The organism is Streptomyces tricolor (assembly GCF_002155905.1).
GTDB lineage: Bacteria > Actinomycetota > Actinomycetes > Streptomycetales > Streptomycetaceae > Streptomyces > Streptomyces tricolor.
Genome location: NZ_MUMF01000009.1, coordinates 1 through 26,523 on the forward strand (window position 1 = coordinate 1; position 26,523 = coordinate 26,523).

Sequence of the window (26,523 nt, forward strand, 5' to 3'; positions counted from 1 at the left end):
GCACCACCCTGCGCGCCGCCGCCGGCTGCGGCATCTCCGCCCTCGTCCTCTGGCGCGCCGCCCTCACCCCGGCCGGCCTCACCTACACCCACGGCCCCCACCGCCTCCGCCCCGGCGACGTCGTCCTGGTGGGCCTCGACGAGTCACCGGGCCCCCCGCTGCGCGAACGCACGGTACGCGTGCTGAGGGAGGTGCAGGGGAGGGGGCTGACGGTGGGGCGGCTGGAGGACTACCTGTGATCCCGGGTGTCCGGCGGTGCCTCGCGGTGCACTCAGCCCGTCCGGCGTTCGAGGACGAGGGCCGCCAGGCCCGACAGCGGGGGTCTGGGGGCGGCAGCCGCCAGGACGGCGACGGCCCGACACGCCGCATTCCGGCCGACGCGCCGCACGGCATTGGCACTCCGCTTGACCGAGTGCTAATCGCGGTCATAGTCTCGGCTCTGGCACTCCCCCCTGGAGAGTGCCAAATAAACGCGACGGGCAGGTCCGGCACCCGCGACGACGGATCGACCTGGTCGCCACCTCAGACAGTTAACCCCGTGAGATCTCCGAAGGGGGAGGTCGGATCGTGACGACCGCCAGCTCCAAGGTTGCCATCAAGCCGCTCGAGGACCGCATCGTGGTCCAGCCGCTGGACGCCGAGCAGACCACGGCCTCTGGCCTGGTCATCCCGGACACCGCGAAGGAGAAGCCCCAGGAGGGTGCCGTCCTCGCCGTGGGCCCGGGCCGGTTCGAGAACGGCGAGCGTCTGCCGCTCGACGTCAAGGTCGGCGACGTCGTCCTCTACAGCAAGTACGGCGGCACCGAGGTGAAGTACAACGGCGACGAGTACCTCGTCCTCTCGGCTCGCGACGTCCTCGCGATCATCGAGAAGTAATCACCTCAAGCAACTCTCCGCTTGAGCTGCGCCCCTGGCCCCCGCGACCGATAAGAAGCCGGGCGCCCGGGGCGCAGTGTCTTTTCACCCACAGATTTCCGAGAGGGCTCCCGCTGTCATGGCGAAGATCCTGAAGTTCGACGAGGACGCCCGTCGCGCCCTTGAGCGCGGCGTCAACAAGCTTGCCGACACGGTCAAGGTGACGATCGGCCCCAAGGGCCGCAACGTCGTCATCGACAAGAAGTTCGGCGCTCCCACCATCACCAACGACGGTGTCACGATCGCCCGCGAGGTCGAGATCGAGGACCCGTACGAGAACCTCGGCGCTCAGCTGGTGAAGGAGGTGGCGACCAAGACCAACGACATCGCGGGTGACGGCACCACCACCGCCACGGTCCTCGCCCAGGCGCTGGTCCGCGAGGGTCTGAAGAACGTCGCCGCCGGTGCCTCCCCGGCCGCCCTGAAGAAGGGCATCGACGCCGCGGTCAAGGCCGTCTCCGAGGACCTGCTCGCCTCGGCCCGCCCGATCGACGAGAAGTCCGACATCGCCGCCGTCGCCGCGCTGTCCGCCCAGGACCAGCAGGTCGGCGAGCTGATCGCCGAGGCGATGGACAAGGTCGGCAAGGACGGTGTCATCACCGTCGAGGAGTCCAACACCTTCGGTCTGGAGCTGGACTTCACCGAGGGCATGGCCTTCGACAAGGGCTACCTGTCGCCGTACTTCGTGACGGACCAGGAGCGCATGGAGGCCGTCCTGGAGGACCCGTACATCCTCATCAACCAGGGCAAGATCTCCGCCATCGCCGACCTGCTGCCGCTGCTGGAGAAGGTCATCCAGGCCGGCTCCTCCAAGCCGCTGCTGATCATCGCCGAGGACGTCGAGGGCGAGGCCCTGTCGACCCTGGTCGTCAACAAGATCCGCGGCACCTTCAACGCCGTCGCGGTGAAGGCCCCGGGCTTCGGCGACCGCCGCAAGGCGATGCTCCAGGACATGGCCGTCCTCACCGGCGCCACCGTCATCTCCGAGGAGGTCGGCCTCAAGCTCGACCAGGTCGGCATCGACGTGCTCGGCTCCGCCCGCCGCGTCACCGTCACCAAGGACGACACCACCATCGTCGACGGCGCCGGCAAGTCCGAGGACGTGCAGGGCCGCGTCGCGCAGATCAAGGCCGAGATCGAGAACACCGACTCCGACTGGGACCGCGAGAAGCTCCAGGAGCGCCTCGCGAAGCTGGCCGGCGGCGTGTGCGTGATCAAGGTCGGCGCCGCCACCGAGGTGGAGCTGAAGGAGAAGAAGCACCGTCTGGAGGACGCCATCTCCGCGACCCGCGCCGCGGTCGAGGAGGGCATCGTCTCCGGTGGTGGCTCCGCTCTGGTCCACGCCTCCAAGGTCCTTGAGGGCAACCTCGACAAGGCCGGCGACGAGGCCACCGGTGTCGCCGTCGTCCGCAACGCCGTGGTCGAGCCGCTGCGCTGGATCGGCGAGAACGCCGGCCAGGAGGGCTACGTCATCGTCTCCAAGGTCAAGGACCTGGAGAAGGGGCAGGGCTACAACGCCGCCACCGGCGAGTACGGCGACCTGATCAAGGCCGGCGTCATCGACCCGGTCAAGGTCACCCGCTCCGCCCTGGAGAACGCCGCCTCCATCGCCTCCCTGCTGCTCACGACCGAGACCCTGGTCGTCGAGAAGAAGGAAGAGGAGCCGGAGGCCGCGGGCCACGGCCACAGCCACGGCCACGCCCACTGAGGCACCCGCCTTCGCACGCAGGCCCGGCACCCCGACGAGGGGGGCCGGGCCTGCGCCCTTGTGCCGCACCCCTCGTCCTGCCGTCCGAGCCGCGCGCTACTGCTCCAACGCGTCCAGCGCGCCGAGCTGTTGCATCAGCCCCAGCTGGTCGTGCTGCCACCACAGTTCGGCGATCTTGCCGTCGGCGGCGAAACGGAAGAGCGTCATCCCGGTCATGGTGACCTGCCTGCCGGTGGGCGCGATCCCGAGGAAGTCCCCTTTGTGCGTGGCGTTCCAGGTCCACCGCGCGCACGCCCGGTCCCCCTGGGCGAGCACGTCCTCGACCGAGAACGCGAAGTCGAAGGCGCCGCGCCACATCCGGAACTCGGCGCGGGCGTTGTCCAGCCCGATCGTGTCCTGCGGGTTGATCGGGTCGTGGCTGTGGACGTCCTCGTCCAGCAGGTCGTTGAGCGGCGGCAGCTCGCCCGGGGTGCGGAGCGCCTCGAAGAACGCGCGCACGATCCCCTCGGCCAGGCGCTCGTCCCGTACGACGTCCAGGTCGACGAACGTCGGCATCTCGTCGCACAGGGCGACCAGCTCCCGGAAGATCCGGTCGGTCTCCGGGAGGTTCGAGTTCCGCATCGCCTCCTCGTACGACGGGAACTCCACCACTTCCACCACGTGCGACGCGTCCGAGCGGTCCGTGCCGACCAGCGCGTGCGTCGCCGTCCGCTTCCCCTTGGTCTGCTGGACCCAGTCGTCCATGAGCCGGTTCATCTCGTCCATCCGGCTCGTCCTGCACTCGATGAGCTGTACGAAGGTCATGACGCCGCCTCCGGCCCCCCTGGTCCGGTACCGTCCCGCCCATTTTCCCACCGGGACGGCGGCGTCACCCGCCGCTACTGCGGCCCGTACTTGCGCCCCGTCCGGGAGCTGAGCCCGCCCAGCAGCCCGCGCGGCGTCACCTTCACCAGCCCCATCAGCGCCTTGTACCGGGGGTCCGGGATGGACACCGTCTTGCCGCGCGCCAGGTCGGCCAGGGCCGCCGCGACCAGCTTGTCGGCGTCCAGCCACAACCAGCCCGGGATGTTGTCCGTGCCCATCCCGGCCCGCTGGTGGAACTCGGTGCGCACGAAGCCCGGGCACAGCGCCATCAGCCGCACCCCGGTGCCGGCCAGGTCCTTCGCCGCGCCCTGGGTGAACTGCACGACCCACGCCTTGGACGCGCCGTACGTGCCGCGCGGGACGAACGCGGCCACCGAGGCGACGTTCACCACCCCGCCCCGGCCGCGCTCGCGCATCGCCTCGGTCGCCGCCGACGTCAGCCGGAGCACCGCCTCGCAGTGCACCTTGAGCATCCTCAGCTCGTCCGCCATCGGTACTTCCAGATAGCGGCCCTTGTTGCCGAAGCCGGCGTTGTTGACCAGCAGGTCGACCGGGTTCTTCCGGTCGCCGAGCCGGTCGGCGACCGCCTCGATGCCCTTGTCCTCGGCCAGGTCGGCGGTGAGCACCTCCACCTCGATGCCGTGCCGGTCGTGCAGTTCCGTCGCCTGCTCGCGCAGCCGCCCGGTGTCCCGCGCCACCAGGACGAGGTCGTGCCCGTCAGCGGCCAGCCGCCGCGCGAACGCGGCACCGATGCCCGCGGTCGATCCCGTAATCAGAGACGTTGTCATGGCCCAAGGGTAGTGACCCGGACCGAGAGCCTCCGCTGCCCGCGCGGGCGCTTCCCGGCGACCTTCCGACGGCCTCTCAGGCCCCGTGCCGCGCGACGTACTCCCGGGCCTTGGCGAGCGTCTCCGCGTGCAGCGCCTCGCCCGCCGCGAGCAGCCGGGGCAGCAGCTCCCGCTCGGTGGTGACCGCGCGGAACTGCATCGCCGCCGTCACCCCGTGGTCCGGCCGGTGCACGATCTCCACCGGATCGCCCGCCTGGATCTCGCCCGGTTCGATCACCCGGAGGTAGGCACCGGTTGCGCCCTTCTGAGTGAATCTCCTGACCCATCCGCTTTCGCCCAGATGGCCCTGGAACGTCTTGCACGGAATGCGGCCCGAGGTCACCTCCAGCACCACCCCGGAACCGATCCGCCAGCGCTCGCCGATCAGCGCCCCGGAGACGTCCAGCCCGTCCGTCGTCAGGTTCTCGCCGAAGCAACCGTTGGCCAACGATCGACCCAGGGTGCGCTCCCACTCGTCGAGGTCCTCACGGGCGTACGCGTACACCGCCTGGTCGTCCCCGCCGTGGTGGCGCGTGTCGCACACGGCGTCCCCGGTGAGCCCGCTCCCGCCGACCCCCTTGGGGCCGGGCGCCGCCACCCGCACCGGTCCGTCGGCCGGCCGCTTGTCGATGCCGGTCACACCGTCCGGCTGGCTCGTGTAGGGGACCGGGCTGGGGTGTCCCAGGTTGACCGAGAGAAGCTTCATTCCCGCACGGTAAGCGATCGCGCCCCAAAGCGTCGACGCATTATCGGGCGCCGGTCCCAAGGCTGCCTTATGCTCGACGGGTGATCGAGGCCCGTCATCTCCGCGTCCTGCGCGCCGTAGCCACCACCGGTTCCTTCTCCGCGGCGGGGCGCCTGCTGGGCTGCACCCAGCCCGCCGTCAGCCAGCAGATGAAGGCCCTGGAAGCCTCGGTCGGCACCCCGCTGCTGATCCGCACCGGGCGCGAGATGCGGCTCACCCAGGCCGGCGAAGCCCTGGTCCGGCACGCCTCCGGCATCCTCGCCGGGCTCACCGCGGCCGAGGAGGAGGTCGCCGCCATCGCCGGCCTGCGCGCGGGCCGGGTCCGGCTGGTCTCCTTCCCCAGCGGCAGCTCCACCCTGGTCCCCACCGCCCTGGCCGCCCTGCGCGCCGCCCACCCCGGCACCCGCGTCTCCCTGGAGGAGGCCGAGCCCCCGCGCTCCGTCGAACTGCTGCGCGAAGGCGACTGCGACCTGGCCCTGGCCTTCCGCTACGAGGGGGCGGCGGTCGCCGAGGAGTGGGACGACCTCGTCGTGCGCCCCCTGCTGACCGACCGTCTGGTCGCCCTGGTCCCGGAACGGCACCGGCTCGCGCGCGCGGAGGCCGTCGCCATCGGCGAGCTGGCCCAGGAGCCCTGGATCGCGGGCTGCCCGCGCTGCCGCGGCCAGCTGATCGAGGTGTGCGAGGGGGCCGGCTTCACGCCGCGCATCGACTTCGCCACCGACGACTACCCGGCCGTGGTCGGCCTGGTCGGCGCGGGCCTCGGCGTCGCCGTACTGCCTCAGCTGGCCGTGGAGTCGGTACGGCCGCGAGGCGTGCGCACGGTACGGCTGGAACCGGCGGTACGGCGCGAGATCGTCGCCCTCACCCTGCCCGACCTGGCCCAGGTGCCGGCCGTGTCGGCGACGCTGGAACAGCTGGCCCGGACGGCCCGCACGGCCGGGCGCGCGTAAGAAGCGTCCAGGGGTACGGGGGAATCAAGGGGTACGGCGGCAGAATCATGGGCACGCGCGCGCGTGCCCAGGTGGGGGATGAGTGGACGCACCCGTCGGACGAGGGGTGCAGAAACGTTCCTTCAGTGGTTCGAAGCGGTGTCCCCCCTGGTGGACGACGCCGCCACCAGGCGGTTGCGTGCCCGCCCCATCAACTCCTCGCGCTCGTCCTCGGTCAGGCCGCCCCAGACCCCGTACGGCTCGCGCACCGCCAGCGCGTGCGCCGCACACTCCGCACGGACCGGGCACCTCATGCAGACCTCTTTGGCCGAGTTCTCGCGAGCGCTCCGAGCCGCCCCGCGCTCGCCCTCCGGGTGGAAGAAGAGCGAGCTGTCCACCCCGCGGCATGCAGCCAGCAGCTGCCAGTCCCACAGGTCCGCGTTCGGTCCGGGAAGGCGGGAGAAATCTGCCATTACGTGACCCCTTGTCGCCGTTCTGGGCGGATACGGTGCCAACGACCGTACATCTCCGGTCTAAGGAGATGAAAATATGACTCATTGCGAATCTAGCCCCGGACACTGCGAAACGGGAAGAAAAGCGGCCGAATGGGGCATGGGTTGTGATGAAAAGTTGAGGGTCCGTCGGGCATGTCTGCACCGTGTCGGTGTGCTCACGTAGAGTGCCGAAGACGGCACGCGGCCCCGTAACTCTTTCGAGTGACCGTCGTTGAGAGTGCGGAGGCGGTTGAAAACACAAGCGCTCGGGCAGGCGTCCGAGACGGTCGACCGCACAGGTGACGATTCCGTACCAGCCTGGAGGCTCAAGGTGACGCGCATCAGCTGCGGAGGGCGGTCATGACATCCGTCCTCGTCTGCGACGACTCCCCGCTTGCCCGAGAAGCGCTGCGCCGCGCGGTCGCGACCGTGCCCGGTGTCGAGCGCGTGACGACGGCGGCCAACGGCGAGGAAGTCCTCCGCCGCTGGGGCGCCGACCGCTCCGACCTCATCCTGATGGACGTGCGCATGCCCGGTCTGGGCGGCGTCGAGACCGTACGCCGGCTGCTCTCCGCCGACCCGGGCGCACGCATCATCATGCTCACCGTCGCCGAGGATCTCGACGGCGTCGCCCTCGCGGTCGCCGCCGGCGCGCGCGGCTACCTGCACAAGGACGCCTCGCGCGCGGAGCTGCGGGCCACGGTGACGCAGGCGCTCGCCGACCCGACCTGGCGGCTCGCCCCGCGCCGGCTGCGCTCGGCCGAGATGGGCGCCGCGCCCACGCTCACCGCGCGTGAGATCCAGGTGCTGGAGGGCATGAGCCACGGCCGCTCGAACGCCGAGATCGGCCGTGAGCTGTTCCTCTCCGAGGACACCGTCAAGACGCACGCGCGGCGCCTGTTCAAGAAGCTCGGCGCCTCGGACCGGGCCCACGCGGTGGCCCTCGGCTTCCGCTGGGGACTGGTCCGGTAACCGGTGCGAGGCCCTGCGGGCCGCCCGGCACCGGTCACCACCCGGCTCCGCCCCGTGCCCCGGCACGGGCGGCCGGCCCCCTTCCCGGCGGCCGGGCCGGCAGGGGCAGGCCGCCTGGCGAGCCGGTGGAGCACCGGCCCGGCGTTCCGGTCCGCCGCCATCGCTGCGGACGCTCCGGGGGCCCCGGCTGCCGGGGACGCCGCGGACGCCGGGGACTCCTTCCGGGGCACCTGGGCCCCCTCGGACCCCTGTGGTGGACGCGGGGTGCCGTGCGGTCTCCGGCCTGATGCGCTCGCCGGACACTCGTGCCTTCCGTGTCCGGGTGCGCCTGCCGAAAGCGCGTGCCCTCTGCGGCTCGGTGCCGGTGTGCGGACGTGTCCTGACCGGGTCGCGCCTTGATAGGGCCCTGGGAGGCCGTGCCGATGCCGGTACGGCGCACCCTTCCGACCGGCCGGGGGAGCGCGCCGGGACGGGCTCGCGGTACCGCGCCGGCTCCGGCGCGGTGCGGACGGCGGCACCGCCCGAGCCCTGCGCCGACAGGCAACCGCCCCGGGCGTACGACACCGCCGTACGCGTCGGCACGCGAGGGCGGCGGACGCGGGACTCGGCCGTACGCGTCGGCGTGCGCCGGCCCCGGGTGCGAGAGTCCGGAGTGGTACGCACCCACACACAAGCCCCGATTTCAGTGGCATGCACCCCCACGCAGGCTCGTACTGCGCTGGCATGCACCCCCACGGAGGCGCACCCTGCGCTGGCGTGCCCCGACACACAAGCTGCGCTGGTGTGCGCCCACGCACGGGGCCGCCCTCCGTTGGCATGCGCCCACACACGGGCCCGGCCTTCGATGGCTCGCGCCCATACAAGGAGCCGCGGCCTCCGTAGTGCGCGTCTGCCCGAGGTCATCCGCTCCCGTGGTGCGCGCCCGCACGGAAGCCCCGGGCTCCCATGCCCCGGTCGTACGCCCTGCGACGCGACGCCCCCCGGCGCACAACGGCGCTCGGCGGAGCAGCTGGTTGCCCCGGCGCGCAACCCCGCCGAACCCCCCGGAAGGCCCTGTGCAAGGCGGCCCGCCGGACGCGCGCTGCTCGTTTCGGCGCGGATGCCGCATCCTTGAGATGTGGAGTCTCTCGGGGACGAGTCGGTCGAGCGGAAGGGGAGGGCGCAGGGGATGAGTGCCGGCGCACCTGCTCATAACGCTTCGGTGCACAACCACGAGCACGATGCGACGGACCGGACGGCCGCAGGGCACCATGGACCGATGCGCGACGACGAGGCGGGCACGGCCCATGGGGCGATCGGTGCGCTCGTGCATCGTGCCGTCGACGGGGACGAGCAGGCCACGCACGATCTGCTCGCCCATGTGCACCCCTTGGCGCTGCGCTACTGCCGCACCCGGCTGTCCCGGCTCCCCGGTGACGCGCGGCACTTCGTGGAGGACCTCGCCCAGGAGGTCTGCGTGGCGGTCCTGCTCGCGCTGCCCCGCTACCGCGACACCGGCCGCCCCTTCGAGGCGTTCGTCTTCGCCATCGCCTCGCACAAGGTCGCCGACCTCCAGCGCGCGGCGATGCGCCACCCCGGGTCGACCGCGGTGCCGTCCGACGAGATGCCCGAGCGGCCCGACGACTCCCTCGGCCCCGAGGAGCGCGCCCTGCTCAGCAGCGACGCCGAGTGGGCCAAGAAACTGCTGGCCAACCTCCCGGAGAACCAGCGCGAACTGCTCCTGCTGCGCATCGCCGTGGGCTTGACCGCGGAGGAGACGGGGCAGATGTTGGGAATGTCACCCGGCGCGGTCCGTGTGGCCCAGCACCGGGCCCTGAGCCGCCTGCGGGCGCTCGCCGAACAGTAATCCCCGTGCGCGAAAGGCCCCGTAGCTCCTTCGCTGAACAGGTGCGCCCTCGCTTCCGTACGAACATACGAAGCCTGAAGCCACCCCGTACCGTGGAATTTGCTAGCGATGCTTCCCGTTAGCATGGACATCCGCACCGATCAAGGCCATTTGGGGAAGGTGTCATGACTGCCAACGTCGACGGAGTGCCCGGAAAATTCGCGACACTCGGGCTGACCTACGACGACGTGCTGCTGCTGCCGGGCCCGTCGGACATGGCACCCGACGAGATCGACACCGCCTCGTACGTCTCGAAGAACGTGCGGGTCAACATCCCGCTGCTGTCCGCCGCCATGGACAAGGTGACCGAGTCCCGCATGGCGATCGCGATGGCCCGCCAGGGCGGCGTCGGCGTCCTGCACCGCAACCTGTCCATCGAGGACCAGGCCAACCAGGTCGACCTGGTGAAGCGCTCCGAGTCCGGCATGGTCACCGACCCCATCACCATCCACCCGGACGCCACGCTCGCCGAGGCCGACGCCCTGTGCGCCAAGTTCCGCATCAGCGGCGTCCCGGTGACCGACGGTGACAAGAAGCTCCTCGGCATCGTCACCAACCGCGACATGGCGTTCGAGAGCGACCGCAGCCGCCGCGTGCACGAGGTCATGACCCCGATGCCGCTGGTCACCGGCAAGGTCGGCATCTCCGGCCCGGAGGCCATGGAGCTGCTGCGCAAGCACAAGATCGAGAAGCTGCCGCTGGTCGACGACGAGGGCGTCCTCAAGGGCCTGATCACCGTCAAGGACTTCGTCAAGGCGGAGAAGTACCCGAACGCCGCCAAGGACGCCGAGGGCCGCCTGCTGGTCGGCGCCGCGGTCGGTGTCGCCGGTGACGCCTTCGAGCGCGCCCAGGCCCTGATCGAGGCGGGCGTCGACTTCATCGTCGTCGACACCGCGCACGGCCACTCCCGGCTGGTCGGCGACATGATCGCCAAGATCAAGTCGAACTCGTCCGACGTCGACGTGATCGGCGGCAACGTAGCCACCCGCGACGGCGCCCAGGCCCTGGTCGACGCGGGCGCGGACGGCATCAAGGTCGGTGTCGGCCCCGGCTCCATCTGCACCACCCGCGTGGTCGCAGGCGTCGGCGTCCCGCAGGTCACCGCGATCTACGAGGCCGCGCTCGCCGCCAAGGCCGCCGGTGTCCCGGTGATCGGTGACGGCGGTCTGCAGTACTCCGGCGACATCGCCAAGGCCCTGGTCGCCGGCGCCGACACGGTGATGCTCGGCTCGCTGCTCGCGGGCTGCGAGGAGTCCCCGGGCGAGCTGCTCTTCATCAACGGCAAGCAGTTCAAGTCGTACCGCGGCATGGGCTCGCTCGGCGCCATGCAGTCGCGCGGCGACCGCAAGTCGTTCTCCAAGGACCGCTACTTCCAGGAGGGCGTCGCCTCCGACGAGCAGCTGGTCCCCGAGGGCATCGAGGGCCAGGTGCCCTACCGCGGCCCGCTGTCCTCCGTCGTCCACCAGCTGGTCGGCGGCCTGCGCCAGTCGATGTTCTACGTGGGCGGCAAGACCGTCCCCGAGCTGCAGGCCAACGGCCGGTTCGTGCGGATCACCTCGGCGGGTCTGAAGGAGAGCCACCCGCACGACATCCAGATGACGGTCGAGGCGCCGAACTACAGCAGCAAGCGGTGACGCACGCGCACGCGTGAAGCCCGTACGACGGCGGTCCCGGAGCATCCGGGGCCGCCGTTGTCGTACCCGTCGGCGATACTGGAAGGCGCTGCAACGCATAGGGAAAGGCCACCAACGTGACTGAGATCGAGATCGGGCGCGGCAAGCGCGGCCGCAGGGCGTACGCCTTCGACGACATCGCCGTCGTCCCCAGCCGCCGTACGCGAGACCCGAAGGAGGTCTCGATCGCCTGGCAGATCGACGCCTACCGCTTCGAGCTGCCGTTCCTGGCCGCCCCCATGGACTCCGTGGTCTCCCCGGCCACCGCGATCCGCATCGGCGAGCTGGGCGGCCTCGGCGTGCTGAACCTCGAGGGCCTGTGGACGCGGTACGAGGACCCGCAGCCGCTGCTGGACGAGATCGCCGAGCTGCCCGTCGAGCAGGCGACCCGCCGCCTCCAGGAGATCTACGCGGCGCCGATCAAGGAAGAGCTGATCGGCGCCCGCATCAAGGAGGTCCGCGACTCCGGCGTGGTCACCGCCGCCGCGCTCTCCCCGCAGCGCACCGCCCAGTTCTCCAAGGCGGTCGTGGACGCGGGCGTGGACATCTTCGTCATCCGCGGTACGACGGTCTCGGCGGAGCACGTGTCGTCCTCGCACGAGCCGCTGAACCTGAAGCAGTTCATCTACGAGCTGGACGTCCCGGTGATCGTCGGCGGCTGCGCCACCTACACCGCCGCGCTGCACCTGATGCGCACCGGCGCGGCCGGCGTGCTGGTCGGCTTCGGCGGCGGCGCCGCACACACCACGCGCAACGTGCTCGGCATCCAGGTCCCGATGGCCACCGCCGTCGCCGACGTGGCCGCGGCCCGCCGCGACTACATGGACGAGTCCGGCGGCCGGTACGTGCACGTGATCGCGGACGGCGGCGTCGGCTGGTCCGGCGACCTGCCCAAGGCGATCGCCTGCGGCGCCGACGCGGTCATGATGGGCTCCCCGCTGGCCCGCGGCACGGACGCGCCCGGCAAGGGCCACCACTGGGGCATGGAAGCGGTCAACGAGGAGCTGCCCCGCGGCCAGAAGGTCGACCTGGGCACGGTCGGCACGATCGAGGAGATCCTCACCGGTCCGTCCCACACCCCGGACGGCTCCATGAACTTCTTCGGCGCCCTGCGCCGCGCCATGGCCACCACCGGCTACAGCGAGCTGAAGGAGTTCCAGCGGGTCGAGGTGACGGTGGCGGACAGCCAGCACCGGCGGTAGTCGCCGCGCGGTCGCCACGACGCCTGAAGGGCCGGTCGTCCCGGGTGGACGACCGGCCCTTTCGCATGCCCGAGTGCGGGCAGGTGGGCCTGAACAGCGGCGCGGTGTGTGTAAGGGGGCGCCCGCGCAGCCCCCCACGCGCCCCCCTTCACAACCGATGCGCCGCCCCCGTGGGTGTGGCCCCCCGGGTGTCCAGCAGCAGCTGGGCCTTCACCGAGAGCCCCTGCAAGTCGTACGTCCGGTGCTGCTGGAGCAGGATCGTGAGGTCGGCGTCGGCCGCCGCCTCGTAGAAGGAGTCCGCGCGCGGCACGGGCCGGTCCAGGACGCTCCACGCGGGCACGTACGGGTCGTGGTAGCTGACGGCCGCGCCCAGCCCCATCAGCCGTACGGCGATCTCCTGGGCCGGAGTGGCCTGGAGGTCGGCGAGGTCGGACTTGTAGGTGACGCCGAGCAGCAGCACGCGCGCCCCGCGCGCGGACTTGCCGTGTTCGTTGAGGAGCGTGGCCGCGCGCTGGACGACGTACCGGGGCATGCGGCTGTTGACCTGCTGGGCCAGCTCGACCATGCGCAGGGTGCGAGTGGCGTGCCCGGTCAGGTCCTGCGGGACCCCGTGTCCGCCGACGCCCGGGCCCGGCCGGAAGGCCTGGAAGCCGAAGGGCTTGGTCTCCGCGCAGCGGATGACGTCCCACAGGTCGACGCCCAGCTCGTGGCAGAGGACGGCCATCTCGTTGACGAGCGCGATGTTGACGTGCCGGTAGTTCGTCTCCAGCAGCTGCACGGCCTCCGCCTCGCGCAGCCCGCGCGCGCGGACCACCTTGTCGGTGAGCCGGCCGTAGAACGCGGCGGCCGACTCGGTGCAGGCGGGCGTGAGGCCGCCGATGACCCGGGGCGTACCGGCCGGCGTGTGGTCGCGGCTGCCGGGGTCGACCCGGCTGGGGGAGTAGGCGAGGTGGAAGTCGCGGCCGGCGCGCAGCCCCGAGCCCTCCTCCAGCAGCGGGCGCAGGAAGTCCTCCGTCGCCCCGGGGAGCACGGGCGACTCCAGGATGACCGTGGTGTGCGGCCGGAGCCGCGCCGCCACGGTGCGGGCGGCGGCCTCGACCTGGCCGAGGTCGAGCGAGCCGTCGGCGCCGCGCGGGGTGGGCGCGCAGATCACCGCGGTGCGCACCCGGCCGAGCTGGGCCGGGTCGCTGGCGAGCCGGAACCCGGCGGCGTGCATCCGGCGCAGCTCGGCGGGGCTGAGCGAGCCGGCCTCGGGACCGGTGGCATAGCCGACGGTGTGGATGCCGGCGGCGACGGCGGCCTGGGCGAGCGGCAATCCGTACGGGCCGAGTCCGATGACAGCGAGGTCTGCGGGCATGGCGTGGGCCGTCCTTCCCAGTAGCCGAAGCGGGACAGGTGCGCAACCGCTGTGGACAGCATGAGCGAGCGCACTGTCAGACTAGGTACACATATGACTGTTATGTGTGATTGTGTTTGTGTGTCTTCCCAGGGTTGTGCGCGAGTTGTCCACAGGTGGGGAGCCCGTGGTGGCTGAAGCCGGGCAACCCGGTCAGAATTTGGGCATGAGGAGGGGGTGAACCGGGCTTCGCCCACCGGGTGCGGCCGACGCGAGCGAGTGTGCGACAGCGGGAGGCAGCGGTGAGGACAGCGACTCTGGGGCCGGCGCAGCGCGCCGAGGCACTGGCGGCGATGGCGGAGCGCGAGCTGGACGTGCTGGTGGTCGGCGGCGGAGTGGTGGGCGCCGGTACCGCGCTGGACGCCGTCACCCGCGGCCTGTCCACCGGTTTGGTCGAGGCCCGCGACTGGGCCTCCGGCACCTCCAGCCGGTCCAGCAAACTGATCCACGGCGGCCTGCGCTATCTGGAGATGCTCGACTTCGCCCTGGTCCGCGAGGCCCTCAAGGAGCGCGGCCTGCTGCTGGAGCGCCTCGCCCCGCACCTGGTCAAACCGGTGCCGTTCCTCTACCCGCTCCAGCACAAGGGCTGGGAGCGGCTGTACGCGGGCTCGGGCGTCGCGCTGTACGACGCGATGTCCATGGCCCGCGGCCACGGCCGGGGCCTGCCCCTGCACCGCCACCTGACCCGCCGTCATGCCCTGCGGGTCGCCCCCTGCCTGCGGAAGGACGCCCTGGTCGGCGCCCTGCAGTACTACGACGCGCAGATGGACGACGCCCGCTTCGTGGCCACCCTGGTGCGCACGGCGGCGTCCTACGGCGCGAAGGCGGCCAACCGCGCGCGCGTGACCGGTTTCCTGCGCGAGGGCGAGCGGGTCGTCGGCGCCCGGGTGCAGGACGTGGAGGCCGGCGGCGAGTACGAGATCCGCGCCCAGCAGGTCGTCAACGCCACCGGTGTGTGGACCGACGACACGCAGGCCATGGTGGGCGAGCGCGGACAGTTCCACGTCCGCGCCTCCAAGGGCATCCACCTGGTCGTGCCCAAGGACCGCATCCACTCCACCACCGGTCTGATCCTGCGCACCGAGAAGTCCGTCCTGTTCGTCATCCCCTGGGGGCGGCACTGGATCGTCGGCACCACCGACACCGAGTGGGACCTGGACAAGGCCCACCCGGCCGCGTCCAGCGCGGACATCGACTACCTGCTGGAACACGTCAACTCGGTGCTCGCCGTACCGCTCGCCCGCGACGACGTGCAGGGGGTGTACGCCGGGCTGCGGCCGCTGCTGGCCGGCGAGTCCGACGCCACCAGCAAGCTGTCCCGCGAGCACACGGTCGCCCATCCGGCGCCGGGTCTGGTGGTCGTGGCGGGCGGCAAGTACACCACCTATCGGGTCATGGCCAAGGACGCCGTCGACGAGGCCGTGCACGGCCTGGACATGCGCGTCGCCGACTGCGTGACGGAGGAGACCCCGCTGCTCGGCGCGGAGGGCTACCAGGCCCTGTGGAACGCGCGAGCGCGGATAGCCGCCCGTACCGGACTGCACGTGGTCCGGGTGGAGCACCTGCTGAATCGGTACGGCTCGCTGGCAGAGGAGGTCCTGGACCTCATCGCCGCCGACCCCTCGCTCGGCGAGCCGCTGCACGCCGCCGACGACTATCTGCGCGCCGAGGTGGTGTACGCCGCCTCGCACGAGGGCGCCCGGCACCTGGACGACGTCCTCACCCGCCGCACCCGCATCTCCATCGAGACCTTCGACCGGGGCACCCGCAGCGCCCGCGAGGCCGCCGAGCTGATGGCCCCGGTCCTCGGCTGGGACAAGGGCCAGATCGAACGGGAGGTCGAGCACTACGAGAAGCGGGTCGAGGCCGAGCGCGAGTCCCAGCTCCAGCCGGACGACCAGACGGCCGACGCGGCGCGACTGGGGGCACCGGACATCGTGCCGCTGTGAGCCCCGCCGCTCCCGGGCGCTCGGCCGCGACGGAGGGGCCCGGCGGCCGACGGCGGGGTTCGGCGGGTGAGGGTGGGGTCCGGCGGGCGGCGGTGGCGTCCGGCGGCGGGTGGAGCCGTGCTCCGCGCACTCCGCGTCGCGGCGGACGACGTTCGCTCGAACGAGTGGCCGTTTACGGGATCTCTGCTCGAACCCCGGCCGTTCTACCAGGTGCGAGGGCAGAACTCGGCCGAGAGCAGGGCCGGTTCGAGGCGGGGGTCTGCGATCGCGTCCGTGTTCACCCGGAAGGTGAGGACACGGCGGCCGTCGGCGGTGGCCGCGCTGCGCACGTAGCTGCCGGATATCCGGCCGTTGTGCCCCCACACGGTGGTGCCGCACGGCAGCTTCACCGGAAACAGGCCCATGCCGTACGCGCCGTGTGCGGCACGGGTGTCGAGCATCTCGCGCAGCCAGTGCGAGGGCAGCAGCCGGCCGCCGAGCAGGGCCGCGTAGAAGCGGTCGAGGTCGGCCAGCGTGGTCACCAGCTCACCCGCCGCGCCGGCCACGCGCGGGTCGAGCCGGGTGACGTCGGATCCGTCGGCCGCGTAGGCGCGCCCGTGCGGCGCGGGCAGTGACCTGCGGGCCCCGGGAAAGGAGGTACCCGTCAGACCCAGCGGAGCGATGACACGGCGCTCGGCCTCGGCGGCGTAGGAGTGACCGGTGACCTGGCGGACGACCAGGCCGAGCAGGACGTAGTTGGTGCTGGAGTAGGCGTAGCGGCCCGGGCGGGCCGGGGGGAGGGTGAGAGCGATGCGCACGGCCTGAAGCGGAGTCAGAGGCACGGTGCCCCGGGTGGCTTCGGTGAAGTCGGGCAGCCCGCTGGTGTGGCTGAGCAGGGCTCGCAGGGTGATGCGCCGGCCGTCGGTGCCGCGCCCGTGGAGCAGTCCCGGCAGGTACCGCTCCACGGGATCGGACAGGGCGAGCCGGTGCTCGGCGGCCAGCTGGAGCACGACCGTCGCGACGAAGGTCTTGGTGATGCTGCCGGCCCGGAAGCGGTCGGCGCGGGCGATGCCCTCGCCCGCGGCGGAGTAGCGGAAGCCGACCCCGGCCGCGTCGTCGTCCCGGGTCAGCAGGGCCGCGGCCGGCACCTCGCCGTCGCTGACGAACAGCGGCAGCACCGAGTCCGTGGCGGCGGCCGGGGAGGTGTCCTCGGACGCGGCCGGGGCGAGCAGCAGCACGAGAGACACCGGTATGGACAGGACTGTCCGAAGCGTCGGCATGCCGGTTCCTCCCCTCTTACGACCCATCATCCCGGTAAGCGGAACGGCCGCTTCAGGGGGGCTTCCCGGGCGCGGCGGGCGGCTCCGGGACAGGGGCACCCTGGGCGTCGGGCACTTGTCGGGTGAGAGACAATGGAGGCTCTGTCAGGGCGGGTTGTATGAGGGGACGCATGTCGGAGGCGGAGCGGGCGGGTACATCTCGTCAGGAGACTCGTCAGGACAAGAACGAGCGGCGTCTCCTCGCGGGGCGGTACCGGCTGGGAGACGTGCTGGGCCGTGGCGGTATGGGCACGGTCTGGCGCGCCGAGGACGAGACCCTGGGCCGGACGGTCGCCGTCAAGGAGCTGCGGTTCCCGTCGAACATCGACGAGGAGGAGAAGCGGCGCCTGATCACGCGCACCCTGCGCGAGGCCAAGGCGATCGCCCGGATCCGCAACAACAGCGCGGTGACGGTCTTCGACGTGGTCGACGAGGACGACCGGCCGTGGATCGTCATGGAGTTGGTCGAGGGCAAGTCCCTGGCCGAGGTCATCCGTGAGGACGGCCTGCTGGAACCCAAGCGCGCCGCCGAGGTGGGGCTCGCCATCCTCGACGTGCTGCGCTCCGCGCACCGCGAGGGCATCCTGCACCGGGACGTGAAACCCTCCAACGTGCTCATCGCCGAGGACGGCCGGGTCGTGCTCACCGACTTCGGTATCGCGCAGGTCGAGGGCGACCCGTCCATCACCTCCACTGGCATGCTCGTCGGCGCCCCCTCCTACATCTCCCCGGAGCGGGCCCGCGGCCACAAGCCGGGACCGGCGGCCGACCTCTGGTCGCTCGGCGGTCTGCTGTACGCGGCGGTCGAGGGCACGCCGCCCTACGACAAGGGTTCGGCGATCGCCACGCTCACCGCGGTGATGACCGAGCCCCTGGAGGAGCCGAAGAACGCGGGACCGCTCAGGGACGTCATCTACGGCCTGCTGACCAAGGACCCGGCCAAGCGGCTCGACGACGCCGGGGCACGGGCCATGCTCAACGCGGTGATCCACGCGCCCGAGCCGGAGCCGCTGGACGCCACCCGCGTGGTTCCGCTGCCGGTGCCGCCCGGCGGGCCGGAGGGCAAGCGGGGCGAGGAGGCCGGGGAGAAGCTGCGCGGCGCGCTGCGGTCGGTGCGCAAGGCGGCCGGGGCGGCCACCGGCGCGGCGACGGCGCGGGGGAAGAGCGGGAGCGAGCCGGGCGCGCGGGGCGCCGGGGGCGCGGTGTCCGGTGGGGCGCGGCCCGGTGTGCCTGGTGTGCCCGGTGCGCGGCCCGGTGCCGCCGGGGTCTCCACCGGGTCGGCGGGCGGATCCGGCGCGCGGCCGGGCGGTCCGGTGCCGGGTGCCGCCGGTGCGCCGAACTCCAGCGCGAACAAGGCCGCGTCCGGTTGGCCCGTGGTGCCGCCGCCGGACCTGGACCTGCCGCCGCGGCCGGTGCCGAGGGCGCCGCTGACCGATGTGGTGCCCAAGCGCACGCTGGTGGTCATCGCCGTGGTCGTGGTGCTCGCGGTGCTCGGGACCGTGCTGGCCTTCGCCCTCAACGGCGACGACGGCGAGTCCGGCAACAACGGGGCCAAGGCCGTGAGCAGCGCCGGCGCGTCCACCAAGCGGGACAAGGACACGGGGAGCGGCACGGACACCGGGAAGCGGACGGACGGCACGTCCACGGCGTCCGTCGGCACCGGTGCGGGTTCGGCTCCCACGGCGGATTCCGGGGAGAGCGGGTCCGACGACGACGCGGACTCCCACGGCGACGCGGAGTCGTCGGGTTCCGCCGGGCCGAAGGACGGCGGCAGCGCTCCGGTGGTCTCCACCCGCAAGGGCGGCCAGGGCTACTCGATCGGGCTGCCCAAGGGGTGGAAGTACCGGTCCAACGGATCCGCCGGCGACCGCTACACCGGGCCCGGCGGACAGAAGCTGCTCGTCGCCTGGACGGGTTCGCCCAAGGACGATCCGGTGGCGGACTGGAAGTACCAGGAGCGCTACATGGTGCGCTCCCAGTACCACAAGATCCGGATCGAGCAGGTGGACTACCGCGGCTGGAACACCGCCGACTGGGAGTTCACCTACGTCGAGGGCGGCACGAAGTACCGCACGATCGACCGGGGCTTCGTGGTGAACGGCCACCTCGGTTACGCGCTGATGTACACCGCGAAGAGCGCCGACTGGGACGGCGAGCTGCGCAAGGACACCTGGAAGACGTTGACGAAGTCCTTCGAACCCAAGTCGTAGGCGCCGTGCGCCGGTTTGCTGCGTGAGAATCCGTCATCCTCGCAATGCGGGTTGCCTCCGGCACGTATCGTGAAGGGTCGCGGACCGTACGCAGCCGCATGCGTGTGCGAAACGGGTCGTGAGGCGAACGGATCTGACCAACCGGGCGGCCGGGGGAGGCACAGTGGACGACTACGCGGGTCGGGTGCTCGCCGACCGCTACCGCCTGCCGCTGCCGCCGTCCGACGCGTACGAACTGACCGAGACCCGCGCCTTCGACACCTACAGCGGCCAGGAAGTCCTCGTCCGGCAGGTGCCGTTGCCGGAGGTCGTCGAGGCGGAGGTGCTCGACGCGGAGGGGCTGCCCGCCGGGTTCACCGCGCGGGAGCGCGCGTCCCGCCGCGCGCCGGAGGCCAGGGCCGCCACCCGGCAGCCCGCCGATCCGGCGGTGCGGCGCGCCGTGGAGGCCGCGCAGGCGGCGGCCCGCATCCCGGACCACCCCCGCCTGGACCAGGTCTTCGACGTGTTCGCCGAGGGCGGGTCGCTGTGGATCGTCAGCGAGCTGGTGGCCGCGCGACCGCTGGCCGCCCTGCTCACCGAGCAGCCGCTGACGCCGTACCGGGCGGCCGAGGTCGCCTCCGACGTGCTCATGGCGCTCCGGGTGCTGCACGCGCACGGCTGGGTGCACCGCAACATCACCGTCCGCACCGTCCTGGTCTGCGACGACGGCCGCGTCATGCTGACCGGCCTGGCGGCCGGCGCGGCGGAGGAGGCGCTGTGCGGGTACGACCCGGTGCCGGCGCCCGAGGACCCGGAAGAGCCGGAAGAACTGGAAGAGCTGGAAGAGGACGGGGCGGACTACGCCGGCGGCGGGCCTCTCGGTCTCGGCCCCGGTGGCCGTACGGGCGGAACCGCCGGTGCGCCCGGCCGGACCGGCGTGCCCGGGGACCCCGTCGCGGGCGGCGATCCCGAGGCCGCGCGGCGGGCCGCGATCCAGGCGCGGGCAGCCGGCGGACTGCCGGCCCCGGGGACCGACGGCCCGTCGGACGGCGCCGGTCCGACGGGGCAGCCGGCCCTCGACAGCGGTGCCGACATCCGCGCCGCCCGGGCCGGGGCCATCGCCGCGTACCGCGCGGGTGCCCGAGCCGCCGCCCGGGTGCACGAGGCCCAGCAGAACGGGCGCGCCGCCCTGCCCGGTGCCCGTCAGCCCGCCGAGGGCGACACCGGCGCCGGCCGGTCCGACGGCGCGGCACCGTCGCCGTACTCCTCCCGGCCGTCGTACCCGGAGCACTCCCCGGACGCGGGCGGTGCGGCGCCGCCCGGCCGGATAGCCGACCCCTACGGGGTGCGCGGCGCCCCATGGCACGGCGCCGAGCGGCGCGGCGGCGCCTCCCCGGCCCTGGGCGGCGGCGCGCAGCGGCCGGGGCTGCCCGCGGCCGACCCCGCTACCGGAATCCCGTCCGTGCCGGGCCAGGGGTACGGCTACGGACCGGAGCGGACGCCGGGCGGTGAACGGAGCGGACCGGACCGGCCGACGCCCGGATCCGGGTACCAGGGCGCACCGGCCCACTCCGAACTCGCCCCCGCCGCCGCGCCCGTCGTCCCCGCGCAGTCGGGCGGCCGGTGGGACGAGCCCGGCGCCGTGCGCCGCGGACCCGGGACCGCGCTCGCCGCCGAGCGGGCGCGGCAGGTGCGGATGACCGTGGTGGGACCGGTGACCGAGCGCTGGGCGCCGGAGCAGGCCGGGCCCGTGCACGAGAACTGGCAGCTGGCGGCGCCGATCGGCCCGGCCACCGACCTGTGGGCGCTGGGCGCCCTGCTGTTCCGGGCGGTGCAGGGGCACGCGCCGTATCCGGAGGAGTCGACGGCCGAGCTGGTGCAGTTGGTGTGCGCCGAGCCGCCCGCCTTCGCCGAGGAGTGCGGCCCGCTGCGGCCGGTCGTGGAGTCGCTGCTGCGCCAGGACCCCACCGAGCGGCCGGACGTGGAGGAGCTGAGCGGCTGGCTGCGGTCGCTGGTGCGGTCCGCGCCGGAACCGGACGCTGGCACCCATGTGGTGCCCGTGCCGCCCGCCGACCCGAGCCGGCTGCCGATCGTCCGGCGCCGGGGCGAGCTGGTGCGCAGGCGGCGCGCCGGGCTGCCCGCCACCCATCCGCACGGCCGGCACAAGCGGGCCAGGGAGGGCGGACGTTCGCCGCGCAGCCTCGGCCGCACCCTGCTCCTGCTGATCCTGCTCCTGCTGGCCGGCGCGATCGCCTACGCGATGCTGTTCATGCCGAAGCAGGGCGAGAACGGCGCGGCGGGCGGCGACCGCACCGGCAGCGCCGGACAGGCGGACCCCGCGCCCACGCACACCCGGCAGCCCTCCGGCGGGCCGAGCACGCCGGGCGGCGACGCCACCGCCTCCGCGCCCGCGACCGAGACCCAGACCGGCGGGGACCCCACCGTCCCCGACGGGTTCACCCTGCGCAAGGATCCGGACGGCTTCCAGGTCGCCGTCGCCGAGGGCTGGGACCGCACGCCGAAGAACGGCAGCGGCCAGGTGGTCTACGCCCACGGGAGGTTCGAGCTGATCGTCGTACCCGGGCGGGACGGCACGTCCGCGTACGGCAGCGATCCGATGGTCTACCAGCGGGAGAAGGAGCGCGAACTCCAGCCGTACCGCGACTCCAGCTGGGCCACGGCCACCGGGCTGCGGACCATCGAGGTGGGCGGACGGACCATGGCCGAGGGGCAGTTCACCTGGACCGACGGGCAGGGGCGGGACCTGTTCGTGCGGAACATGGCGCTGCTGCTGAACGGCCGCTACCACATCGTCCAGGTGCGCGGCCCGGACGCCGAGCGGGACGAGGTGACCCGGCTGTACGAGCAGGCTGCCGCGACGTATCGCTACACCGGTTGAGCAGCGCGTATACGGCACCGGGGCGGTGCCGGTCCGGTTCCCTTTCTCGCGCGGAAATGACCATCGTCACAGTGCGGTTTCCTTGGCACCCCGCTGGTTCCCTGTGGGCAGGCCGGTCCTTAGTCTGACCCTGTCAAGAGCATTGCGGGGCAACGTGAATCAGATGCAGGGCCTGCTCATAGCGGGCCGCTACCGGCTCGCCGACTCCATCGGCAGCGGCGGCATGGGCCGGGTGTGGCGCGCCCACGACGAGGTGCTGCACCGGAAGGTCGCCATCAAGGAGTTGACCGCCGCGCTCTACGTCTCCGACAGCGACCAGGCCGTCCTGCTCGCCCGCACCCGGGCCGAGGCACGGGCCGCCGCGCGCATCAACCACTCCGCCGTCGTCACCGTGCACGACGTGCTGGAACACGACGGCCGCCCGTGGATCGTGATGGAGCTGGTCGAGGGCGTCTCGCTGGCCGACGCGGTCAAGGAGCGGGGCCGTGTGGAGCCGCGGGAGGCCGCGCGGATCGGCCTGTGGGTGCTGCGGGCACTGCGCGCCGCGCACGCCGCCGGGGTGCTGCACCGGGACGTCAAACCCGGCAACGTCCTGCTCGGCGAGGACGGCAGGATCCTGCTCACCGACTTCGGCATCGCCCAGATCGAGGGCGACACCACCATCACCCGCACCGGAGAGGTCGTCGGCTCCGTCGACTACCTGGCCCCCGAACGGGTGCGCGGCCACGACCCCGGCCCGGCCTCCGACCTGTGGGCGCTCGGCGCCACGCTGTACACGGCGGTCGAAGGGCGCTCGCCGTTCCGGCGCACCTCGCCGCTGAGCACCATGCAGGCGGTCGTCGAGGAGAACGCGGACGAACCGCGGCACGCCGGTCCGCTCGCCCCGGTCATCGCCGCGCTGCTGCGCAAGGATCCGGCCGGGCGGCCCGGCGCGGAGGAGGCGGAGCAGATGCTCGCCGAGGCGGCGGAGGGCCGCCGGCCGCGCGCCGCCGAGGCGTTCGTCCCCACCCAGGGTTCGGGCGTGCGCACGCACACGGGCCACGGTTCGGGCGGTACGGCCACACCCGGCCACGGCGGCGCCACCGCGCCCGCCGGCCACGGCTCCGGTTCCGGCACACCGGCCACCGGCTACGGCTCCGGCGCGCCGGGCGGGGCGTACGGCTCCGGTTCCGGCACACCGGCGACGGGCCCCGGCTCCGGCCCTGGCTCCGACGCCTCGGCCTCCGGGTACGGCGCCTCGGCCTCCGGGTACGGCTCAGGGTCCGCCTCCGGGTACGGCTCGGGGTCCGCCTCGGGGTACGGCTCCGCGGCGGCCGGCTCCGGCCGCGGCGGCCCCGCCGGTGCCGGTCGTTCCGCGACCGGGCCGACCGCGGTGGCGCCGACGGGCGGCCGGTGGGCGGCCGGTGGGCCGGCGCCCGCCCGGCCCCGGCGCCGGCTGCGCACCCTCGCCCTGGTCGTCGCCGTCGCGGCGGTGCTCGGCGGCGCCGGAGCGGTGGCGATCCAGCAGTGGGGCCGGCAGGACGGCGGGCCGGGCGGCGCGACGAGCCCGGCGCCGGCGCCCGCCGACCACGGAGCGGCCGGTGCCGGGGGCACGATCCCGGCCGACTGGCAGACGTACCGCGACCCCCTGGGCTTCAGCCTCTCCCTGCCCAAGGGCTGGAAGCGCACGGTCTTCAGCAACAAGGGCGGTCTCCAGCAGATCGACTACTCGCCCGACAACGGCAAGCACTTCGTCCGCATCGCCATCGACGCCTCACCGGACTTCGCCGACCCCCTCTCCCACCAGAAGGACCTGGAACAGCAGCTCCAGCGGCTGGTCGACTACCGGCGCGTCACGATGAAGGAGAACATCTACCGCGACCGCAAGGGCGCCCGCTGGGAGTACACCTGGACCGCGCTGAAGAAGGACCCGCCCTACGTGCCCGGGCCGCGCCGCGCGGTCGAGGAGACGTACTTCTCGCGCCAGGGCACCGAGTACGCCCTCTACATGTCCTCACCGGCCGAGGACTGGGCCACGACCAGCAGACAGTTCACCTGGGTGCTGCGCGGCTGGCAGCAGCCGGACGAGGGCTGAACCGGCCGCAGCGGCGGCCCGTCGGCCCGGACGGCCGAAAATGGCAGGCTGCGCGGTGTGTCTTGGCCGAGCTGTGCCCCGGAGGGCGGGTACCCGGTGCGGCATGATGGGGCGCATGGGGACCGAGGGAGCCGGATTCCGGCTGATCGCGGGCCGTTACCGCCTGGAGGAACGCATCGGGCGCGGCGGCATGGGCGTCGTGTGGCGGGCGAGCGACCAGGTGCTGGGCCGTCAGGTGGCGGTCAAGGAACTCCTGTCCGACGACACGCTCCCGGAGGACGACGCGCGCCGCCGCCGCGACCGTACGTTCCGTGAGGCGCGCGCGGTCTGCCAGTTACGGCATCCGCACATCATCGTCGTGCACGACGTGGTGGAGCAGGACGAACGGCCGTACCTCATCATGGAGCTGATCGACGGCGGTTCGCTCGCCGAACGGATCGCCCGGGAGGGCCCGGTCGACGCGGTCGAGGCCGCGCGGATCGGCGTCGCCCTGCTGAGCGCGGTGCGCACCGCGCACGAGGCGGGGGTGCTGCACCGGGACATCAAACCCGCGAACGTCCTGATCGAGTCCGCCACCGACCGGGTCGTCCTCACCGACTTCGGTATCGCCCAGGTCGAGGGCGCCACCACGCTCACCGAGACCGGCTCCTTCGTCGGCTCGCCCGAGTACACCGCGCCGGAGCGGATGTCCGGGCTGCGCACCGGACCGGAGTCCGACCTGTGGTCGCTGGGCGCGCTGCTGTGCACGGCGCTCAGCGGCGAGTCGCCGTTCCGGCGCGACTCGCTCGGCGGCATCCTGCACGCCGTCGTCGCCGCCGAGATCCGCCCGCCGGCCGAGGCCGAGCCGCTGCTGCCCGTCGTACGGGGCCTGTTGGAGCGCGACCCGGACCGGCGGCTGGGCGCGGCGGACGCCGAGTGGATGCTGCGGGCGTATCTGGAGACCGGCCGGACGCCGGACGCGCCGGGCAGTGCCGGCACCACGGGATCACACGTCGGCGGGCTCATCCACCGGATCCACGGCAGCCGCACGCCGAAGGCCCCGACGCCCTACACACCGACCCAGCTGGACCTGCCGTACGGCGGGCCGCTGCCCCCCGTGGCACCGGAACCGCCCCCGGCCCGGTCCTCCCCGCGCGGGCTGCTGGTGGCGGCGCTGCTCGTCGCCGCGCTGGCCGGGGCCGGCGTGTCGGCCGCGGCGCTGCTGCTGCACCGGGACGGGGACGGGGGCGGCGGCACCCCGGGCGGTACGGCGACGACCCCGGCGACCCGGACCGGTACGGGGGGTACGTTCCTGTCGCCCACGCCGACCGGGACCCGGCCGGCACCGACGCCGACGGCCAGTCCCGGTACGACCGGCTCGCACACGGCGCCCTCCGGTTACCGCACGGCCCGCGACCCGGCCGGCTTCTCCCTCGCCGTACCGGAGGACTTCACCCGCCGCCCGCAGGGGCCGCGCGTGTTCTACCTCTCGCCGGGCGAGACCTTCCGCCTGGGCATCAGGGTCGGCGCGCCCCAGCCGGGCGGCCCGGAGGGCGCGCTGAACCGCTCGGCCGCCGCCGGCCCCTCCACCAACCCCGGGTACCACGACGGCCGGGTCACCCGGACCACGCACCACGGACACCCGGCCGCGTTCTGGGAGTTCACCTGGGACGGCTTCAGCGCGGCGGAGGGCCCCCGGCACACCTACGACCTGTGCTGGGAGGAGAACGGACTGGTGTACGACGTGTGGGTGTCGGCGCCGGTCGGGAAGGTGCGGGAGGCGCGGGAGTACTTCGACGTGGCGGTCGACACGTTCTCGGTCACGGGTGTGTGACCGGTTCGCACCCCCGGTGGCTGGAAACGCCGGGCGCACGGTAAAGATGACGCATGAGCAGTGACGGGGGAGCCGGCCGCCTGGCCGACGACACGACGAGTTTTGTTCTGCAACCGCCCGGACCACGGACGGAGCAACAGCCGCACGCGCAGCCGCAGCCGCAGCCTGGGTCCGGGCCGCAGCGGCAGCCCGGACCGGGCGAGACCCGGGTGGACCCGGGCGCCGGGCGGCTCGTCGCGGGCCGCTACCGGCTGCTCGGCAAGCTGGGCCACGGCGGCATGGGCACGGTGTGGCGGGCCAAGGACGAGGTGGTGGACCGCGAGGTCGCCGTCAAGGAACCCCGCGTACCGGACCACCTGCCCGAACGGGAACAGGCCAACGCCTACGAGCGGATGCGCCGCGAGGCCCGCGCCGCGGCCCGCCTCGACCACCCCGCGGTGGTGAACGTGCACGACGTCGCGGTCGTCGACGGCCGGCCGTGGATCGTGATGGAACTCGTGCACGGCCGCACCCTCGGCGAGGTGCTGCGGGACGGCACGCTGGACGCGCGGGAGGCGGCCCGGATCGGCCTCCAGGTGCTCGGCGCGCTGGAGGCGGCGCACGCGGCGGGCGTCCTGCACCGGGACGTCAAGCCCGACAACATCCTGCTGGGCCGGTACGACCGGGTGGTCCTCACCGACTTCGGCATCGC

Annotated in this window: 19 protein-coding genes and 1 pseudogene; 14 read left to right on the forward strand and 6 right to left on the reverse strand. The window is 73.0% G+C overall.

Going from position 1 to position 26,523, the window contains the following annotated elements; all coding sequences use genetic code 11:
• The 3 genes and pseudogenes from CCN44_RS00675 to groL all read left to right on the forward strand — a co-directional run.
• A pseudogene (locus CCN44_RS00675) lies at positions 1-239 on the forward strand (polysaccharide deacetylase family protein); the annotation flags it as partial.
• A gap of 328 nt (positions 240-567) precedes the next feature.
• Positions 568-876 (forward strand): co-chaperone GroES, encoded by a 309-nt coding sequence (groES, locus tag CCN44_RS00680; protein WP_004955293.1) that lies wholly within the window; start codon positions 568-570, stop codon positions 874-876.
• Between the two features lie 118 nt (positions 877-994).
• Entirely contained in the window at positions 995-2,623 is a 1,629-nt protein-coding gene (gene groL, locus CCN44_RS00685) for a chaperonin GroEL (RefSeq protein ID WP_059252127.1), read from the forward strand.
• Positions 2,624-2,719: 96 nt separating this feature from the next.
• On the opposite strand, the gene CCN44_RS00690 is transcribed toward groL, so the two are convergent.
• The 3 genes from CCN44_RS00690 to CCN44_RS00700 all read right to left on the reverse strand — a co-directional run bounded on the left by CCN44_RS00690 (position 2,720) and on the right by CCN44_RS00700 (position 5,020).
• Complete coding sequence (locus CCN44_RS00690; protein WP_059252129.1) at positions 2,720-3,427, reverse strand: ester cyclase; 708 nt, start codon at positions 3,425-3,427, stop codon at positions 2,720-2,722.
• A 74-nt stretch (positions 3,428-3,501) separates the two neighbouring features.
• Entirely contained in the window at positions 3,502-4,275 is a 774-nt protein-coding gene (locus CCN44_RS00695; RefSeq protein WP_059252131.1) for an SDR family NAD(P)-dependent oxidoreductase, read from the reverse strand.
• A gap of 76 nt (positions 4,276-4,351) precedes the next feature.
• Positions 4,352-5,020 carry an MOSC domain-containing protein gene (locus CCN44_RS00700; RefSeq protein WP_167403926.1) on the reverse strand — a complete coding sequence of 223 codons (669 nt, stop codon included), beginning with the start codon at positions 5,018-5,020 and terminating at the stop codon, positions 4,352-4,354.
• Between the two features lie 80 nt (positions 5,021-5,100).
• Between CCN44_RS00700 and CCN44_RS00705 the strand changes: the two genes are divergently transcribed.
• Entirely contained in the window at positions 5,101-6,009 is a 909-nt protein-coding gene (locus tag CCN44_RS00705; RefSeq protein ID WP_059252135.1) for a LysR family transcriptional regulator, read from the forward strand.
• 122 nt (positions 6,010-6,131) lie between these two features.
• Here CCN44_RS00705 and CCN44_RS00710 read toward each other — a convergent pair whose 3' ends face one another.
• Positions 6,132-6,461, reverse strand: coding sequence for a WhiB family transcriptional regulator (locus tag CCN44_RS00710; protein WP_059252137.1), 330 nt, complete (start codon positions 6,459-6,461; stop codon positions 6,132-6,134).
• 381 nt (positions 6,462-6,842) lie between these two features.
• On the opposite strand from CCN44_RS00710, the gene CCN44_RS00715 reads away from it, so the two are divergent.
• From CCN44_RS00715 to CCN44_RS00730, 4 genes are all read left to right on the forward strand, one after another.
• Positions 6,843-7,454, forward strand: coding sequence for a response regulator transcription factor (locus CCN44_RS00715; RefSeq protein ID WP_003948568.1), 612 nt, complete (start codon positions 6,843-6,845; stop codon positions 7,452-7,454).
• A 1,258-nt stretch (positions 7,455-8,712) separates the two neighbouring features.
• On the forward strand, positions 8,713-9,300 hold the full coding sequence (locus CCN44_RS00720; protein WP_030641278.1) for a sigma-70 family RNA polymerase sigma factor: 588 nt from the start codon (positions 8,713-8,715) through the stop codon (positions 9,298-9,300).
• A gap of 164 nt (positions 9,301-9,464) precedes the next feature.
• Complete coding sequence (guaB, locus tag CCN44_RS00725) at positions 9,465-10,973, forward strand: IMP dehydrogenase (RefSeq protein ID WP_059252139.1); 1,509 nt, start codon at positions 9,465-9,467, stop codon at positions 10,971-10,973.
• Positions 10,974-11,089: 116 nt separating this feature from the next.
• Complete coding sequence (locus CCN44_RS00730) at positions 11,090-12,214, forward strand: GuaB3 family IMP dehydrogenase-related protein (RefSeq protein ID WP_059252141.1); 1,125 nt, start codon at positions 11,090-11,092, stop codon at positions 12,212-12,214.
• 148 nt (positions 12,215-12,362) lie between these two features.
• Here CCN44_RS00730 and CCN44_RS00735 read toward each other — a convergent pair whose 3' ends face one another.
• Positions 12,363-13,571 (reverse strand): nucleotide sugar dehydrogenase, encoded by a 1,209-nt coding sequence (locus CCN44_RS00735; protein WP_086696581.1) that lies wholly within the window; start codon positions 13,569-13,571, stop codon positions 12,363-12,365.
• Positions 13,572-13,852: 281 nt separating this feature from the next.
• On the opposite strand from CCN44_RS00735, the gene CCN44_RS00740 reads away from it, so the two are divergent.
• Positions 13,853-15,559, forward strand: a complete 1,707-nt coding sequence (locus tag CCN44_RS00740) for a glycerol-3-phosphate dehydrogenase/oxidase (protein WP_079081109.1) — start codon at positions 13,853-13,855, stop codon at positions 15,557-15,559.
• Between the two features lie 203 nt (positions 15,560-15,762).
• On the opposite strand, the gene CCN44_RS00745 is transcribed toward CCN44_RS00740, so the two are convergent.
• On the reverse strand, positions 15,763-16,818 hold the full coding sequence (locus CCN44_RS00745; protein ID WP_086696582.1) for a serine hydrolase domain-containing protein: 1,056 nt from the start codon (positions 16,816-16,818) through the stop codon (positions 15,763-15,765).
• A gap of 170 nt (positions 16,819-16,988) precedes the next feature.
• Here CCN44_RS00745 and CCN44_RS00750 point away from each other — a divergent pair, with 170 nt between their 5' ends.
• From CCN44_RS00750 to CCN44_RS00770, 5 genes are all read left to right on the forward strand, one after another.
• Positions 16,989-19,067: a serine/threonine-protein kinase gene (locus CCN44_RS00750; protein ID WP_086696583.1), complete on the forward strand. Its 2,079-nt coding sequence runs from the start codon at positions 16,989-16,991 to the stop codon at positions 19,065-19,067.
• Positions 19,068-19,230: 163 nt separating this feature from the next.
• A complete protein-coding gene (locus CCN44_RS00755) occupies positions 19,231-21,945 on the forward strand; it encodes a protein kinase (RefSeq protein WP_059252150.1) in 2,715 nt (904 codons plus the stop codon).
• Positions 21,946-22,108: 163 nt separating this feature from the next.
• Entirely contained in the window at positions 22,109-24,019 is a 1,911-nt protein-coding gene (locus CCN44_RS00760; protein ID WP_059252152.1) for a serine/threonine-protein kinase, read from the forward strand.
• A 115-nt stretch (positions 24,020-24,134) separates the two neighbouring features.
• Positions 24,135-25,832, forward strand: a complete 1,698-nt coding sequence (locus CCN44_RS00765) for a serine/threonine-protein kinase (protein WP_059252154.1) — start codon at positions 24,135-24,137, stop codon at positions 25,830-25,832.
• A 53-nt stretch (positions 25,833-25,885) separates the two neighbouring features.
• Positions 25,886-26,523: serine/threonine-protein kinase (locus CCN44_RS00770; protein ID WP_143649563.1), on the forward strand; the 638-nt coding region annotated here is incomplete at its 3' end.

What these genes read in the sequence shown, in the direction of transcription:
- CCN44_RS00690 (WP_059252129.1), bottom strand. Translation starts at nt 3,427, where the DNA reads ATGACCTTCGTACAGCTCATCGAGTGCAGGACGAGCCGGATGGACGAG.
- groL (WP_059252127.1), top strand. Translation starts at nt 995, where the DNA reads ATGGCGAAGATCCTGAAGTTCGACGAGGACGCCCGTCGCGCCCTTGAG.
- guaB (WP_059252139.1), top strand. Translation starts at nt 9,465, where the DNA reads ATGACTGCCAACGTCGACGGAGTGCCCGGAAAATTCGCGACACTCGGG.
- CCN44_RS00750 (WP_086696583.1), top strand. Translation starts at nt 16,989, where the DNA reads ATGTCGGAGGCGGAGCGGGCGGGTACATCTCGTCAGGAGACTCGTCAG.
- CCN44_RS00710 (WP_059252137.1), bottom strand. Translation starts at nt 6,461, where the DNA reads ATGGCAGATTTCTCCCGCCTTCCCGGACCGAACGCGGACCTGTGGGAC.
- CCN44_RS00720 (WP_030641278.1), top strand. Translation starts at nt 8,713, where the DNA reads ATGCGCGACGACGAGGCGGGCACGGCCCATGGGGCGATCGGTGCGCTC.
- CCN44_RS00700 (WP_167403926.1), bottom strand. Translation starts at nt 5,020, where the DNA reads ATGAAGCTTCTCTCGGTCAACCTGGGACACCCCAGCCCGGTCCCCTAC.
- CCN44_RS00695 (WP_059252131.1), bottom strand. Translation starts at nt 4,275, where the DNA reads ATGACAACGTCTCTGATTACGGGATCGACCGCGGGCATCGGTGCCGCG.
- CCN44_RS00760 (WP_059252152.1), top strand. Translation starts at nt 22,109, where the DNA reads ATGCAGGGCCTGCTCATAGCGGGCCGCTACCGGCTCGCCGACTCCATC.
- CCN44_RS00715 (WP_003948568.1), top strand. Translation starts at nt 6,843, where the DNA reads ATGACATCCGTCCTCGTCTGCGACGACTCCCCGCTTGCCCGAGAAGCG.
- CCN44_RS00745 (WP_086696582.1), bottom strand. Translation starts at nt 16,818, where the DNA reads ATGCCGACGCTTCGGACAGTCCTGTCCATACCGGTGTCTCTCGTGCTG.
- CCN44_RS00735 (WP_086696581.1), bottom strand. Translation starts at nt 13,571, where the DNA reads ATGCCCGCAGACCTCGCTGTCATCGGACTCGGCCCGTACGGATTGCCG.
- CCN44_RS00765 (WP_059252154.1), top strand. Translation starts at nt 24,135, where the DNA reads ATGGGGACCGAGGGAGCCGGATTCCGGCTGATCGCGGGCCGTTACCGC.